11 protein-coding genes are annotated in these 16,232 nt (G+C 51.9%); 7 read left to right on the top strand and 4 right to left on the bottom strand.

Annotated features, from left to right (window positions below):
• The first annotated feature begins 178 nt into the window (after window positions 1-178).
• Complete coding sequence (locus NZ653_08875; protein MCS7287232.1) at window positions 179-862, top strand: metal-dependent hydrolase; 684 nt, start codon at window positions 179-181, stop codon at window positions 860-862.
• Here NZ653_08875 and NZ653_08870 read toward each other — a convergent pair.
• The 4 genes from NZ653_08870 to NZ653_08855 are packed head-to-tail and all read right to left on the bottom strand — an operon-like array spanning window position 859 to window position 4,210.
• The gene (locus NZ653_08870; protein ID MCS7287231.1) at window positions 859-1,434 is read right to left on the bottom strand and encodes a flavodoxin family protein; all 576 of its coding nucleotides are present in this window, start codon (window positions 1,432-1,434) and stop codon (window positions 859-861) included. The genes NZ653_08875 and NZ653_08870 overlap by 4 nt on opposite strands.
• Window positions 1,431-2,642, bottom strand: coding sequence for an exonuclease SbcCD subunit D (locus tag NZ653_08865; GenBank protein ID MCS7287230.1), 1,212 nt, complete (start codon window positions 2,640-2,642; stop codon window positions 1,431-1,433). Before NZ653_08865 ends, NZ653_08870 begins: the two co-directional genes overlap by 4 nt.
• A complete protein-coding gene (locus tag NZ653_08860; GenBank protein ID MCS7287229.1) occupies window positions 2,642-4,000 on the bottom strand; it encodes an 8-oxoguanine deaminase in 1,359 nt (452 codons plus the stop codon). The genes NZ653_08865 and NZ653_08860 overlap by 1 nt, the downstream gene beginning before the upstream one ends.
• 18 nt (window positions 4,001-4,018) lie before the next feature.
• On the bottom strand, window positions 4,019-4,210 hold the full coding sequence (locus tag NZ653_08855) for a hypothetical protein (GenBank protein MCS7287228.1): 192 nt from the start codon (window positions 4,208-4,210) through the stop codon (window positions 4,019-4,021).
• 569 nt (window positions 4,211-4,779) lie between these two features.
• Here NZ653_08855 and NZ653_08850 point away from each other — a divergent pair.
• The 6 genes from NZ653_08850 to fusA are packed head-to-tail and all read left to right on the top strand — an operon-like array spanning window position 4,780 to window position 16,079.
• Window positions 4,780-4,980, top strand: coding sequence for a hypothetical protein (locus tag NZ653_08850; protein MCS7287227.1), 201 nt, complete (start codon window positions 4,780-4,782; stop codon window positions 4,978-4,980).
• Window positions 4,981-5,038: 58 nt separating this feature from the next.
• Complete coding sequence (locus NZ653_08845) at window positions 5,039-8,866, top strand: DNA-directed RNA polymerase subunit beta (protein MCS7287226.1); 3,828 nt, start codon at window positions 5,039-5,041, stop codon at window positions 8,864-8,866.
• A gap of 12 nt (window positions 8,867-8,878) precedes the next feature.
• The gene (rpoC, locus tag NZ653_08840; protein MCS7287225.1) at window positions 8,879-13,066 is read left to right on the top strand and encodes a DNA-directed RNA polymerase subunit beta'; all 4,188 of its coding nucleotides are present in this window, start codon (window positions 8,879-8,881) and stop codon (window positions 13,064-13,066) included.
• A 16-nt stretch (window positions 13,067-13,082) separates the two neighbouring features.
• Window positions 13,083-13,511 (top strand): 30S ribosomal protein S12, encoded by a 429-nt coding sequence (gene rpsL / locus NZ653_08835; protein ID MCS7287224.1) that lies wholly within the window; start codon window positions 13,083-13,085, stop codon window positions 13,509-13,511.
• Between the two features lie 19 nt (window positions 13,512-13,530).
• Window positions 13,531-14,001 (top strand): 30S ribosomal protein S7, encoded by a 471-nt coding sequence (gene rpsG / locus NZ653_08830; GenBank protein MCS7287223.1) that lies wholly within the window; start codon window positions 13,531-13,533, stop codon window positions 13,999-14,001.
• Between the two features lie 2 nt (window positions 14,002-14,003).
• Window positions 14,004-16,079 (top strand): elongation factor G, encoded by a 2,076-nt coding sequence (gene fusA, locus NZ653_08825; protein MCS7287222.1) that lies wholly within the window; start codon window positions 14,004-14,006, stop codon window positions 16,077-16,079.
• Window positions 16,080-16,232 lie beyond the last annotated feature (153 nt).

Raw genomic sequence — 16,232 nt, 5'->3', positions numbered from 1 at the left:
CAGTCCCTCGAAGGGTGGGAAAGTGGTGAGGTGCGCAGTTTCAAAGTCATAGGGGAAGACTGAGTCCTTCCGAAGCCTCTGAATATAAGGGGGCAGAGACCTTGCCCATGAAGTGGCCCCAGCATCTTTTTCAGGGCTCTTTGTGTTATAAATTCAGAAAATGCACGGAGGTGGAAATATGGGGGTTAAGTTAACCTTTTACGGGCATGCGTGTTTCGTTATAGAAGGAGCCGGGACCTCCCTCATTATAGACCCCTTCATTACTGGAAATCCGATGGCTCCTTCAGGGCCTGAAGGCATTAAGGTTCAGTATGTTCTGGTAAGCCATGGCCATGGCGACCACCTAGGAGATGCGATAGAGGTGGCACGCCGGAATAACGCCACTGTGATTTCCAATTTTGAAATTGCCTCTTACTGCCAGAGCCAGGGGGTTAATGCTCACCCCCTTCACATAGGAGGCGGCTGGAATTTCCCTTTCGGGCGGGTAAAGCTTACCCCAGCTTTCCATGGTTCCTCCCTTCCCGACGGAAGCTACGGTGGAAACCCTTGTGGCTTCCTCATCTACATGGAAGGAGTAAAAATTTACCATGCCGGTGATACGGGCCTGACCTATGAGATGAAACTGATCGGGGAAGAGGGTATAGACATAGCTTTACTACCCATAGGGGACAACTTCACTATGGGGCCGGATGATGCTCTCAGGGCCGTTAAACTTCTGGAGCCCAAAATCGTTATCCCCATGCATTACGACACTTTTGATGTAATAAAGCAGGACCCCCATGCTTTTGTGAGAGCGGTGGAGGAAGAGACTAGAGCGCGGGGGATTGTCCTCAAACCCGGGGAAAGTTTCTCTTATCCCTAAAGGCTTCGGGCTATTCTGACCCCGAGGGTGTAGGCTTCTGCTAAGGCTGTTGGATGGGCGCGGATCTTCCCTGGTTCCTCTACCTCTGTGAAGAATAGTTCAGCGGAATAAGCCACATCAATAGTGCTGAAGAAAGCCCGAATTATCCGGCGGGAAGGGTCAAAAGTATCGGGTTTGCCCGGTGCCCCGGCCACTGATATGAAAGCGCCGGGGCGCTTTTTCCCTGTTGGAGATGCACTAATATTGAAGCGGGTTTTAAGGACCCAGAAGACTTCACATCTATCAATGACTGCCTTTAGCTGAGCTGGAGGGCCGAGGAAATAGAGCGGTGCAGCTACGATGATAGCTTCCATTTCCCTGAATTTCCGGTAGAAAAGCCCCATATCATCCTCAATAATGCATTCTCCGGTATCCCAACAGCCGCTGCAGTGGGTGCATCCCTGGATATTCAGGAGGCCCAGGACGACCTTCTCAGTATCGGCTCCGGCGCTTCTGGCTCCAGCAAGAGCCTGGTCCAGCAAAATCTCACTGTTGCCTCCTCGCCTTGGACTTCCCATAATGCCGAGGATCATTCTTCAACCTCCTGGAAGAGTTTTTCGGCATATTTGAGGAGAAGCTCTATATCCTCCCGGGGCAGCTTTTTGGCCTTAAAATGTCGCTCCAAAAGCTCTTTCCAGTCGAGGGATTCTACCGCTTCGGAGCCCAAGCGCCAGCGGGGAACTCTTTCCACTTCCATTTCAATTTTAGCAAGGTGGTAGCAGTTGCTCAGAATTTCCCGGACCTTTTCCTCATTCACCTTCTGCCATTCGCGCATTATAACTCTAACCCTTACCACGGCTCTTTCTGCCTTTTCACGATAGGCCATTAGTTTGTTAAAGAGAGCTTTTTCCGGTTCCTGTTCGCCCCGCACATCAACCTCAATGGTCAGGAAAGGACGGGCTTTTACCGGAATGAAGTTCCAGGAAGTTTCGCCTTTCATGAGAAAAACTTCCACAAAGCCTTTCCGTTCCTTCTCTTCGCTGAAGTCCACCCGCTCCAGGCTCCCCGAATAGATTATGGGAGGATATTCTCCAGGGTTTAAGTTTTGAAAGCAGTGGATGTGGCCGAGAGCTACATAATCCCACGGGCCGGCAAGGAGAGCGCTCTTGGAGACCTTAAAATCTTCGCCGAGAATTATCATCTTTTCCGAACCAGACCTTGCCCCAATAACTCCAAAGTGCCCGGCCAATACCGAAGGGATTTCGGGATCAACCTGGCGAGCGAGGTTTTGAATTTCTTCTTCTATTAAAAACTCCTGCTCTCCTTTTTCCTCCTCAAGGGTGCGTATGAGGGCACGAGGCGGATAAGGCATAGCTGCCACCTGAAAGGCCCCTCGCCTGGTTTCCAGCCTCATGACACCCGGACGGCGAAAGACGTAGACATGAGGAACTTTGAGAGCAACAAATATATCTAATGAGCTTGCTTTGCGAATGTTTTCCGGGAGATCGTGATTACCTCCTACCAGAATTACCGGGATGCCAGCCTCGCTCAGTTTCTTTATTCTGTAGGCGAGTTCCCTTTCATAGATTGGCAGAGGGTTGCGCCCTTTGTAAGCATCACCACAGAATAAAACAGCGTCTGCTCCACTCTCCAGGGCATAATTCACTAAGTCATCAAGCCTGTCCAGGAAATCCTTCACCCTGCGGGATACCCCCGTCTGAGGGTCCAGCGGACCATAGCTTTCTATGCCCAGATGAAGGTCTGAAAAATGAATCAGACGTATCGGTTCACCCTTACCCATCATTCGCCCCTAACCATTTTCCTGGCTATTGAATTGTGTTTTCTCACGATTTTTTCCAGGTCAACCGTAAGAAGATTCCCATCTTCCACCACCACCTTACCGTTGACTACGGCCAGATCAACCTTTACTGGGGAACAGAAAATCAGAGAGGCTACAGGATCGTGGACTGAAGCTCCGGCGTATTCCAGCCTTTCCAGACGTATGCCAATGAAATCGGCGGCTTTGCCCGGCTCCAAGGAGCCAATATCGTCCCTTCCCAGAACTTTTGCCCCACCTCTGGTGGCTAACTCCAATACGTCTTCAGCACTTATGGAACTGGCACCGTAGCGAACTCTCTGAAGCAGGAGGGCCTGGCGAGCTTCCGCCAGCATGTGGGAACTATCGTTGGAGGCGCTTCCGTCAACAGCCAGCCCTACTTTTACCCCTACTTTGAGCATTTCCACAATGGGGGATATTCCTGACCCCAGGCGCATGTTGGACGTGGGGCAGTGGGCAACCCCTGAGCCCGTCTCGGCCAGGACTTTTATATCCCCCGAATTCACATGGACTACGTGGACGAACCATACATCTTCCCCAAGCCAGCCGAGCTTGGCCATGTAATCCAGAGGGCGCATCCCGTATTTTTCAAGGCAAAAGTTCTCTTCATCAAGAGTTTCAGCCAGGTGAGTGTGAAGCATGGCATTGTAACGTCGAGCCATTTGAGCTGTCTCTCTCATAAGTTCAGGGGTTACCGAAAAAGGAGAACAGGGAGCCAGGGCTATGCGGCACATAGCTCCCGGCGATGGGTCGTGGTAAGTGTTTATAAGCCTTTCGCAATCAGCGAGAATTTCATCTTCACTCTGAACTACTTCATCCGGGGGAAGTCCGCCTTTAGATCGCCCCAGGGACATGCTCCCGCGGCAAGGGTGGAACCTGATGCCTATCTCCCTGGCAGCTCTGATTTCATCATCCAGCGAAACATCGTTAGGGAAAAGGTAAAGGTGGTCGGTGGTGGTGGTGCATCCTGAAAGGAGCAACTCTGCCATCCCGATCAGAGCACTTATGTAGACTGCTTCACCCGTGAGGCGGGCCCATATAGGATAAAGATAGACAAGCCAATCGAATAACTCGGCGTTCTGGGTCTCAGGGATAACTCTGGTGAGGGTCTGGTATAAATGGTGGTGGGTGTTGACCAAGCCCGGCAGCACAATCATGCCTGAGGCGTCTATGACTATGTCTGCGGTGGAGGGCAGATCCTTTGTGGGGCCTATGGCTTCTATGAAATTATCCCGGACCAAAATAGCGCCATCGTAAAGGCGAGTCCTATTGTCATCCATGGGAAGGATAAGGTCAGCGTGGCGAAGAAGCAAGGTTGGCATTGCATATCTCCTTCATAGTTATTCCCAATTTATAATCCACACACACAATCCGGCCAGGATCACAGTGGCAGAAATTAGTGCGAACCACTGTTTGAGGTTAAAGCCCTGGTCTCTGGCGGCCAAGATCAGGATAATCACCATTCCTATGGCCAGTATTATCCATTGGGAAAGCAAAGGATGGTTCTGATAGAAACTTTTGAGTTTTTCCATAGCCGACCTCCAGCCTGGCACTTTTAAAGGCCTTTTAAGTTTAGCATTAAACCTTAATCTTAGCAAAATGGTCTCCTAACGGAGACCTTTATCGGAGAGCAGGAACATATTAACCAAGGCGCTTGAGAACGGTGGGGGTATTAACCACCTGCGCTTTTTCCCGCGGAGGGCCTTAGAGCCCCGGACCAACCTGCATTTGTCAAGTTGATTCCCTTAACCGATGCTGTGGGTTATTATCTCTGCTTCTCAAAGGCCTCCCACATCCGTCCTCTTCTACACCACTTTTACCGCATGGTGAGATTGCAGGCTGATACGAGATAGCTAGTGTCTATCGTCTTTCCTGGCGTAAGTTAGAAGCCATAGCCAGGCAGTTGATGCCGAAAGTGCCTGATTTCTCCACCGTGCATTATCGGATAAAATTCAATGCCTGGCTTGCCCAGCAAATCCTTGCCGATGAATCTTTGGAGAATCTCTTTCCCTGTACGATGGCGCCGAGGTAAATGAGATTGATTGGGGCAGCCCTTGGACCACCCTATTCGGATTTATCGGCGGGGCTTTTTGGTGGAATCATGGCTCTAAGAGCTGTATGGGGACGCCTGCTGGTGTGGAATCTGGGCGTTTTCTTTCTCTTAGCCTCCCCTAAATTTGACAAGCAAAAAAATCGTGATATAATAGTAGATTGCATGGCTAAGGCAGGGGTAATAGTCTCCTGGGAAAGCCCGAGGAAGGGTGACAAGTTTTCTCCGTTAATGAAGCCGCTTCTTGTCTGACCCCTGCACCTTTGGAAGTTAAATTAGGCCTTTATAATTTGAAGGAGGTGTTTAATTCATGCAGTTGATTCTCTCTGGCAGGAAAAATTATGCTCGAATAGAGGAAATCCTGCCTCTCCCAAATCTTATCCAGGTTCAGCTGGATTCTTTCCGCTGGTTCCAGGAGGAGGGGCTGAGAGAACTCTTTGAAGAGATTTCACCAATCCAGAGTTACAATAAAGTCCTGGAACTGCACTTTCTGGATTATGAGTTCGGCAAACCAAAGTACACCGTAGAAGAATGTAAGCTCCGGGATTTGACCTATGCAGCGCCCTTGTGGGTGAAAGTTCGCCTCGTTAACAACGAGACGGGAGAGATCCAAGAGCAACGCATTTTCTTCGGCGATTTTCCTCTTATGACCGAAAAGGGCACTTTCATCATAAACGGCGCCGAGAGGGTCGTGGTAAATCAGCTTCTCCGTTCTCCAGGTGTTTATTTCTCTTTAGAAGAAGAAAGGGCAACCGGCAGGCTGCTTTGCTATGCCAAGCTTATTCCCAACCGGGGAGCATGGCTGGAGTTTGAAACTTCCAAACGGGATGTGATCTCGGTTAAGATTGAGCGCAAGCGAAAGTTGCCTGTTACGGTCCTTCTCAGAGCCCTGGGTTACGGAACCGATGAGGAGCTGCTGGCTCTCTATGAAGGCATTGACACTATGCCTGAGCATTCTTACATAAAGGCTACCATAGAAGCTGATCCCACCAAAAGCACTGAAGAGGCCCTTGTGGAGATTTACAGGAGAATGCGGCCGGGGGAGCCAGCTAACCCGGAGAATGCCCGCAATTATTTAATTGCTCTCTTCTTTAACCCTCGCCGCTACGACCTGGGTAAAATGGGGCGCTACAAGCTTAACCGGCGCCTCGGCCTCGATATACCATTGGATCACCGAACCCTCACCAGAGATGATCTGGTGAAAGTGGTGGAGAAGATGATCCTCATTAACAATGGGGTGGAGAGCGAGGACGACATTGATCACCTGGGTAACAGGAGGGTCCGGACTGTAGGTGAACTTGTTCAGAATCAGATGAGGGTGGGGCTCCTGCGCCTGGAAAGGGCGATAAAGGAGAGGATGAGTATAAAGGAGCCCGAAGAGGTAACCCCCCTATCCCTCATAAACATAAGACCGGTTGTCGCTGCCCTCAGGGAGTTCTTTGGAGGTAGCCAGCTGTCCCAGTTTATGGATCAGACCAACCCTCTGGCTGAACTTACTCATAAGCGCAGGGTTTCAGCTCTGGGGCCTGGTGGCCTGAAACGGGAAAGGGCAGGCTTTGAAGTCAGAGACGTCCATAACTCCCACTATGGCCGTGTATGCCCCATTGAGACCCCTGAAGGGCCAAACATCGGTCTTATAGGAAGTCTTGCTACTTATGCCAGAGTGAATGATTTCGGTTTCCTGGAAACCCCCTACCGTAAGGTGTTAAACAAAGTCCCTAACCGTCCTCAAGACCTGGTGGGCCATATCCTCAGGGAGAGGATCATTGACCCGACCACAGGGGAACTTATAGCCGAAGCTGGAACTGAAATCACTCCTGAGCTGGCTGAAAGGATAAGTCGCCTGCAGTATCGGGAGATAAAGATAAGGCCTGTGGTAACCAACGAAATCGTCTACCTCTCAGCTGATGAGGAGGACCAGTACGTCATTGCTCAGGCAGGAGTTCCTCTGGATTCTAAAGGCCGTTTCCTGACGGACAGGGTTACGGTTCGTCATATGCAGCAATTCGCCATTAGGCCTGTGGATCAGGTAGATTATATGGATGTATCACCCAAGCAGATTGTAAGTGTGTCCGCCTCCTTGATCCCCTTCCTGGAACACGATGACGCCAACCGTGCTCTCATGGGATCCAACATGCAACGCCAGGCAGTGCCTTTGGTGAAACCTGAGGCTCCCCTCGTTTCTACAGGTATGGAATATTACGTAGCCAAAGATTCAGGTCAGGTTGTCCTGGCGGAAGAGGATGGGGAAGTAGTGAGTGTTACCTCTACCCAGATAGTGGTAAAGGGGGAGAAGGGTTTGCGGATATATCCCCTGAAGCGTTATCAACGTTCTAACCAGGCTACTTGCATAGATCAGCGGCCCATAGTGAGCAAGGGGCAAAAGGTAAAGAAAGGACAGGTTCTGGCTGATTCCAGCTCAACTCAGAATGGAGAGCTGGCTCTGGGTCAGAACGTCCTGGTGGCTTTTATCTCATGGGAGGGGGGCAACTACGAGGATGCTGTCCTGGTGAGTGAGGCTCTTGTCCAGGAAGATATTTACACTTCAATCCACATAGAAGAATATGAAACCGAAGCTGTAGATACAAAGCTCGGGCCTGAGGAAATCACCAGGGATATCCCCAACGTGGGCGAGGAGGTCCTCAGAGATCTGGATGAAAACGGTATAATCCGAATAGGAGCTCAGGTAGGCCCGGGAGATATCCTGGTGGGCAAGATTACCCCCAAGGGTGAAACAGAGCTCTCCCCCGAGGAGAAGCTTCTTAGGGCTATTTTCGGCGAGAGGGCCAGAGACGTCAGGGATACAAGTTTGAGGATGCCCCATGGCGAGAGAGGTGTAGTGATTTCGGTGGCTGAGTTCTCTCGGGACCAATACAGGGACCTGCCGGCTGGAGTTGAGAAAGTCGTTAAGGTCTATGTGGCTCAGCGCCGTAAGCTCACCGAAGGCGATAAAATGGCCGGCCGCCACGGCAACAAAGGTGTAATCTCCAAAATCGTGCCTGTAGAGGATATGCCTTTCCTTCCAGATGGTACCCCCATCGAGGTTATACTGAACCCCTTAGGTGTGCCAGCTCGTATGAACCTGGGACAGATTCTGGAAACTCACTTGGGGTGGGCTGCTTATCGCCTGGGGTTCAAAGCCATAACCCCTGTCTTTGATGGAGCCGACCAGGATGAGGTCTTTGCCGAGCTTGCGAGGGCCTGGCTAATAGATAAAGCGTGGGAAGAAATAACGGATAGAGCCTGGCAGTGGCTCAAGTCCATAGAGTATAACCCTCAAGATATTGAAGATGATGAAGAAGCCCGTAGGCTATACCTTGTGGAGTGGATTGGGGATCGCTACGACCCTGAGAAGCTTATGGAAGATTGGAATTACGCCCGGCGGAGTGCTCTCAAGGAATGGCTCCGTGAAAGGGGTTATGATCCCGACGCTATCCTGGTCTTTGAGGATGATCCGAGGCCTCTGGAGGCGCGTCGTGAAGCTGACCGCCTGGCCAGGCTCGTTTGCCTGCGGGAGTGGATAGGCTCTCTCACCGGCGAGTATCCACCCCTTGAAGGCGTATCCGAAGAAAAACTTATGGAGAAAGCTATACAAGTCAGCAAAGCTACTGGACAGCCTGTTCCCACTACTGGCAAGATGATCCTCTATGACGGTAAAACCGGTGAACCTTACGATCAGCCGGTCACGGTGGGAGTTATGATGATCATGAAACTCATCCACCTGGTGGAGGATAAGGTTCATGCTCGCTCCACTGGGCCTTACTCCCTGGTGACCCAGCAGCCTCTTGGAGGTAAAGCTCAGTTCGGAGGCCAGAGGTTTGGCGAAATGGAGGTTTGGGCTCTGGAAGCTTATGGGGCCGCCCATACCCTCCAGGAAATGCTCACCGTCAAATCTGATGACACCACTGGCCGCCTTAAGACTTACGAAGCCATAGTAAGGGGTGAGAGGGTTTCAGGGCCCGAGATGCCTGAATCTTTCAGAGTTTTGGTGAAAGAGCTTCAGTCGCTGGGACTCTCGGTTGAAGTTTACGATGCTAAGGGAGATAAATACACCTTTGGCAAAGAGGAACGGGAAGAAAAGCCCATTCCTCTTGGATTTGGAAGCTTTGATCTTGCTCGAAAGCTTCTGAGCAAATAAGGAGGTGCTTTTATGGAAGTCAATGACATTATAGCAGTGCGCATAAGTCTGGCTTCTCCGGAGCAAATTCGTTCCTGGTCTTATGGAGAAGTTACCAAACCCGAAACTATAAACTATCGGACGCTCAAACCAGAGAGAGATGGCCTCTTCTGTGAGCGCATTTTTGGTCCCATCAAAGATTGGGAGTGTGCGTGTGGGAAATACAAAAAGGTCAAATACAAGGGCATAATTTGCGATCGGTGTGGTGTTGAAGTGGCGCCATCCAAGGTGCGAAGGGAAAGGATGGGCCACATAGAGCTGGCGGCTCCTGTAGCTCACATCTGGTATGTGCGGGGGATCCCAAGTCGTCTTGGTCTCCTTCTGGACCTTTCTCCTCGCAACTTGGAGAGGGTTATTTATTTTGCCCAGTACATCGTGACTGAAGTGGATGAAGAAGCCCGAGCCCGTGCGCTCAACCGCCTGGAGAAAGAGCGCCTTGCGCGCCTTGCAAAGATTGATGCGGAGATAAACGCCCAAATTGAGGAAATAGATAGAAGGTTGAAGAGGGAATTGGAGGAAATCAACCGTAAGATTAAAGCTCAGATTCAGGAGCTTGAAGAGCACCTTTATTCCATGAGCGACGAAATCGCTGAGCAGGGGCGAGCCCTTCAGGAGAGGCTGGAGGCCCTTATGGGTTTGCCTTCCCCTGAAACCATCCGGATCCCCTGGAGCGATGAGGTCCTTCTGGAAGAGGGGGAGGTGGTCTCCAGAGAGCACCTTACGAGACTGAACCGGGCCGCTCAGGAACGCCTATCCCTCCTGGAAGAAGGGATAAGACGCCGCCAGGAGGATTTGAAGCTTCAGGCTGAAGCTGAAAAGGAATTTTTGAGCCGCAAGGCCGAGGGGGAGAAGGACGCAGTAAAGGCTCGTTATGAGGATACCATCTTTGAAATCATAGACAAGTATGAGCAGGAGATGGCGGAGCTCCGAAGCCTTCAGGTAACCCAGGTTTTGAGCGAAGCTCGTTACCAGGAGCTCAGGGAAAAGTGGGGGGCGGTTTTCAAAGCTGGCATGGGTGCGGAAGCCCTCTACGAAATCCTCAAGAACCTGGACCTGGACAAAATGGCCCGGGAGCTCAGGCATGAGATCAACACAACCCGCTCGGCTCAAAGGCGCAAGAAAGCCATAAGGCGCCTTCAAATCGTGGAAGCCCTCCGCAAGAGCGGCAACCGTCCCGAGTGGATGATCCTGGTTATGCTACCTGTTATACCTCCAGAATTAAGGCCCATGGTGCCTCTGGATGGTGGGCGGTTTGCCACAAGCGACCTCAACGACCTCTACCGGAGGGTTATAAACCGCAACAATCGTCTGAAGAAACTTAAGGAACTGGGAGCTCCTGAGATCATCATTCGCAACGAGAAAAGGATGCTTCAGGAGGCCGTTGATGCCCTCATAGATAGCGGACGCCGTCAGCCTACAGGCCTTGTGGGTGCTGGGAAACGGGGCCTCCGCAGCCTTTCCGATATATTGAGAGGGAAGCAGGGACGGTTCCGCCGCAACCTTCTGGGCAAGCGCGTGGATTACTCTGGCCGCTCGGTAATTGTGGTGGGGCCTGAGCTCAAGCTTCACCAGTGTGGCCTTCCCAGGGATATGGCTCTGGAACTTTTCAAGCCCTTTGTCATCCGCAAGCTCATAGAAGAAAACCACGCCCACAACATAAAGAGCGCTAAGAGGATGATAGAACGCCGCGACCCTGCCGTGTGGGATGTCCTGGAAAGCGTGGTGAAGGAGAGGCCTGTGCTCTTGAACCGCGCTCCCACCCTTCACCGCCTGGGTATCCAGGCCTTTGAGGTAGTGCTGGTGGATGGGCAGGCCATCCGAATTCATCCTCTGGTCTGCCCTGCCTTCAACGCAGACTTTGACGGAGACCAGATGGCAGTCCATGTGCCCCTTTCCGATGAGGCTGTTAGAGAGGCGCGCGAACTTATGCTTTCTTCCGTTAACCTCCTAAAGCCCGCCAGCGGAGAGCCCATCGTCGGTCCCACCAAGGATATGGTCCTGGGCTGCTATTACCTGACCTTGATGGAAGAAGGGGTCAAGGGTGAAGGTAAAATCTTTGCCGACTTTGACGAAGTAATCCTGGCTTACGAAACGGGGGTTGTGGACCTCCACGCCAAGATCAAAGTGCTGGCGAAGCCTTCGCCGGACCAGGCGCCTCAGCTCATAGAAACCACTCCTGGGCGGGTCATATTTAACGTGGCCCTTCCCGAAGAACTTCGTTTCCAGAACAAGGTTATGGACAAGAAAGCCCTCAATGACCTGGTGGCAGAGTGCTACAGGAAACTGGGGATGCACGCCACAGCTCAGGTGGTGGATGCTCTCAAAGACTTGGGCTTCAAGTATGCTACCCGCAGCGGCATCACCTTAGCCATGAGCGATATAAAGATCCCCAGAGAAAAGGATGAGATTGTAAGGCGTACAGAAGCCCAGGTGGAAGAGATAAACCGCCAGTACCGCCGTGGCGTAATCACTGAAGAAGAACAATACATGAAGAGCGTAGAACTATGGACTAGAGCGACTGAAGAAGTTTCCATGGCCGTGGCCAAAGAACTTAACCCTTACGAAAGCGTTGGAGCCATGGCCACATCAGGGGCCACAAAAGGAGGAATTCAAACCATACGTCAGCTGGCCGGGATGCGTGGCCTTATGGCTGACCCCTCCGGGCGCATCATCCCTCTTCCGATTCGTTCCAACTTCTGGGAAGGGCTCACGACCCTTGAATACTTCCTTTCCACCCACGGCGCCCGTAAAGGTCTGGCTGACACCGCCCTCCGTACTGCCGACGCTGGCTACCTGACCCGCCGGTTGGTGGATGTGGCTCAGGAAGTCATCGTCAGGGAATATGACTGCGGCACCTTTGATGGAATATGGATTGACGTAGAATCCTCCCGCAGGATGGGTCAGTCCTTCGCTGAAAGAGTCATAGGAAGGACTGCGGCCGCTGATATTGTTGATCCTGCCACTGGCAGGTTCATAGTAAGGCGAAACGAGGAAATAGACGAAGAAGCCTTTGAGAAAATAAAGAAAGCTGGCATAGATAAGGTCTACGTGCGCACCCCACTGAAGTGCGAAACCCGCTATGGTGTCTGCGCGCTCTGCTATGGGCGCGATATGGGAAGGGGCGGGCTCATAAGAGTTGGCGAGGCTGTGGGCATAATAGCTGCCCAGTCCATCGGTGAGCCCGGGACTCAGCTTACCCTCAGGACTTTCCACACCGGTGGCGTTGCTATTGAAGATATAACCCAGGGCCTGCCCAGGGTGGAGGAGCTCTTTGAAGCCCGCACGCCCAAAGGAGAAGCCATAATCTCCGACATATCAGGGGTCGTGGACATATACTGGGAGGGCGAAATCCGCAAAGTAAAGGTTACTAGCACTCAGGTCATTGCCGATGAGTACTTCATCCCTGTTGGAAGCGAAATCAAAGTCAAAGATGGTCAGGAGATAGAAGAGGGGACCGTGCTCGCCCTTACGCCCGATGACGGGACCATCACGGCCCGGATAGGAGGGCAGATTTTCCTGGAAAATAACGGCGATGGCTCTTACAAGGCAACCATACGTAAAGAACACAGAGAAGAGAGGATTTACGATGTCCCGCCTGCTGCCAGGCTCAGGGTGGAGAAGGGCGATTACATTGAAGCCGGCGAACAAATAACCGAAGGGGCAAAGAACCCCAAAGAAATTATGAGAATCCTGGGCCGGGAGGCAGCGCAGCTTTATCTCCTGGAAGAAATTCAGAAAGTATATCGCTCCCAGGGAGTGAACATCCACGACAAACACATTGAAATTATCATTCGCCAGATGACCGATAAAGTCCGGGTTAAGTCCCCTGGCGATACTGATTATCTCCCTGGGCAACTGGTGAACCGCTTTGAATTTGAGGAAACCAACAGCCGTATAATCGCGCAGGGAGGGCGTCCGGCGGAGGCAGTGCCAGTTCTTCTTGGGATAACAAAGGCGGCTCTGGCTACTGATAGCTTCTTTGCAGCCGCTTCCTTCCAAGAGACCACCCGGGTCCTTACAGATGCTGCCATTCGCGGAGCTATTGATGAGTTGCGCGGCCTCAAAGAAAACGTTATAATAGGGCGCCTCATTCCCGCTGGGACGGGCTTTGAGCATTACAGACGCCTTAGAGAAGCGGCTCTAAATCGGGAAAAAACTTAAGCTAAGGAGGGTTAAAGTGCCTACCATTAACCAGTTAGTGAGAAAAGGCCGAAAAAAGGTTAAGAGCAAATCCAAAGCTCCGGCTCTGCTTTATTCCTACAACGCCCTCAAGAACGAGCTTAAGAAAATGCCCAGAGGCAACCCTCAGAAGCGGGGTGTTTGCATCCAAGTAAGAACTATGACACCCAAGAAGCCCAACTCTGCTCTCCGCAAAATCGCCAGGGTGCGCCTCACCAATGGCATTGAAGTGACCGCCTATATTCCCGGCGAGGGCCACAACCTCCAGGAGCACTCGGTGGTTCTGGTGAGAGGTGGACGTGTTAAAGACCTCCCCGGCATCCGCTATCACATTGTAAGGGGAGCCCTGGACTCGGCCGGAGTGGAAGGGAGGCGCCAGGGGCGCTCCAAATACGGAGCCAAAAGGCCCAAGAAGTCCAAAGAATAACTGACCCAAGGAGGTAGAAATGCCAAGACGTGGGAGTCCTCCCAGAAGGGAGATACCGCCCGACATAAAATACAACAGCGTTTTGGTAGCCAAGCTCATAAACAAGGTCATGATGAACGGCAAAAAGAGCATAGCTGAATGGATTGTCTACAGAGCTTTTGACATAATACGTGAGAAGACCGGTCGCAACCCTGTGGAAGTGTTTGAGCAGGCTGTCCAGAATGCGGCTCCGGTTGTGGAAGTGAGGCCCAGGAGAGTTGGCGGTGCTACATATCAGGTGCCGATTGAAGTTCCGGAGCACCGGCGCATCTCTCTGGCATTGAGGTGGCTTGTAAACTTTGCTCGGGAAAGAAGCGGGAAATCCATGGCGGAAAAGCTCGCCGCCGAAATCTTAGATGCCGCCAACAACACCGGAGCCACTATTAAGAAAAAGGAAGACACCCACAAAATGGCTGAAGCCAACAGAGCTTTCGCTTTCTTCCGGTGGTAATCATGAGCGGGGGGTATCCTTTAGAGAAAATACGCAACATAGGCTTCATAGCCCATATAGACGCCGGTAAAACCACCACCACCGAGCGCATCCTCTTCTACACAGGCCGAACCCACAGGATGGGCGAGGTGGATGAGGGGACGGCTGTCACCGACTGGATGCCCCAGGAGAAAGAACGGGGTATATCCATAACGGCGGCAGCTGTGACTTGCTACTGGCGTCAGCATCAGATAAACATTGTGGATACCCCCGGCCACATAGATTTTACCGCTGAAGTCCAGCGGAGCTTGAGGATTCTGGATGGTGGAGTGGTCATCTTTGACGCAGTGAACGGCGTCGAACCCCAGTCTGAAACCGTGTGGCGTCAGGCTGACCTATACAAGGTTCCACGCATATGTTTTGTAAACAAAATGGATCGGGTCGGGGCTAATTTCTGGCGAGTCATTGAAATGATAAAAGATCGCCTTAAAGCCAACCCGGTCCCCATCCAGGTGCCTTTAGGAGTTGAGGACTCTTTCAGAGGGGTTATAGACCTCATAGAGCTGAAAGCGGTAATTTACAGGGAAGAAGACGAGCTTGGAGTAAATCCTGAGAGCGCTCCTGTTCCCGAAAGCCTGGCTAAAGAGGTGGCAATTCATCGGGAGGCTTTGCTGGAAAAAATAGCCGAAACCGATGATGAACTTATGGTCAAGTACCTTGAAGGGGAAGAAATAACACCGGAGGAATTGAAGAAAGCCCTCCGGAGAGCAGTGATTTCGGGCAAGCTGGTGCCTGTTCTCTGTGGTGCTGCCCTTAAAAACAAAGGGGTTCAGCCTCTTCTGGATGCCATTGTAGATTACCTTCCATCACCTCTTGACTTGCCCCCGGTTCGGGGGGTTAACCCTGAGACGGGGAAGGAGGAAATACGTCATCCAAAGCTGGAGGAACCCCTTGCCGCCTTGGTCTTCAAGGTTCATTCTGACCCTTATGTGGGACGTCTGGTTTATCTGAGGATTTACTCCGGAGTCCTGAAGGGCAACCGCAGGGTTTTCAACGCTACCCGAAACCGCAAAGAGCGGATAGACAGAATCCTCAGGATGTATGCCAACAAGCGGGAAGAAATTGAAGAGCTCAGAGCAGGCGACATAGGGGCAGTACTGGGGCCCAAGCAAACCTTCACCGGTGAAACCATCTGCAGTGAAGAGCATCCTATAGTCCTGGAGTCCATTAGTTTCCCGGAGCCGGTGGTCTCAGTGGCCATAGAACCAAAAACCCAGGCCGACCAGGAACGAATGACAGAGGCTCTTCAGCGTCTGGCTGAAGAAGACCCCACCTTTAGGGTAAAGGTGGACGAACAGACCGGTCAAACCATCATTTCAGGCATGGGGGAATTGCATCTGGAAATACTGGTAGACCGGCTTTTCCGGGAATTCAGGGTCGAGGCAAACGTGGGCAAGCCTCAGGTGGCTTACAAAGAAACCATAACAAGGCCGGTGCGTGTGGAAGGCCTTTACGTTCGCCAGGTAGGGACCAGGAACCATTACGGTCACGTTTGGCTGGAGCTGGAACCATTGCCTCGTGGTTCAGGGAACAGGTTTGAGAACAGGGTAGGGGAGGAAAAAATACCAGCTCACTTTATCCCAGCCATAGAAGAGGCGGTGCGGGAAGCCCTGGATGCAGGAGCGCTGGCTGGGTATCCCATCACGGATGTGAAGGTTAGTCTGGTTGATGGCTCTTTCCACCCGGAGGATTCCTCGGAGATGGCCTTCAAGGCTGCCACCTCAATAGCTATGGAGAAAGGGCTCCATCAGGGGCAACCTGTTCTCATGGAACCTTTTATGAAACTGGAAGTAGTAATGCCTGAGGAATTTGTTGGGGATGTTCTGGGGGACCTGGCCTCCCGGCGAGCCGATATCCAGGGAATGGAGCTGAGGCCTGGTGGGATTCAGAGCGTGCGAGCCATGGTTCCCCTGTCGGAAATGTTCGGCTATGCTACTGACCTTCGCTCCATGACCCAGGGGCGTGGCACCTTCACGATGGAGTTTGACCATTACGAAATTATCCCCGAAGAAGTTGCCGAAAAGATCCTTTACCGTTAACGACGGGCTGTAGAGGCCTGGCGTTTGCCAGGGCCTTAGTTTGCCAAAATTGGCAATATGTGTATAATGTGGTTTTGTTTGCAAAGCTTAAATGAACCTTTCAGGGAGGTGAGCTAAAATGTCTAAACCCAAGTTTGTTAGAACCAAACCGCA

The organism is Anaerolineae bacterium (genome assembly GCA_025062375.1).
In the GTDB taxonomy this organism is placed as follows: domain Bacteria; phylum Chloroflexota; class Anaerolineae; order SpSt-600; family SpSt-600; genus SpSt-600.
Note: the sequence above shows the minus strand (reverse complement) of the source record. Positions and strands in the feature narration are given on the sequence as shown.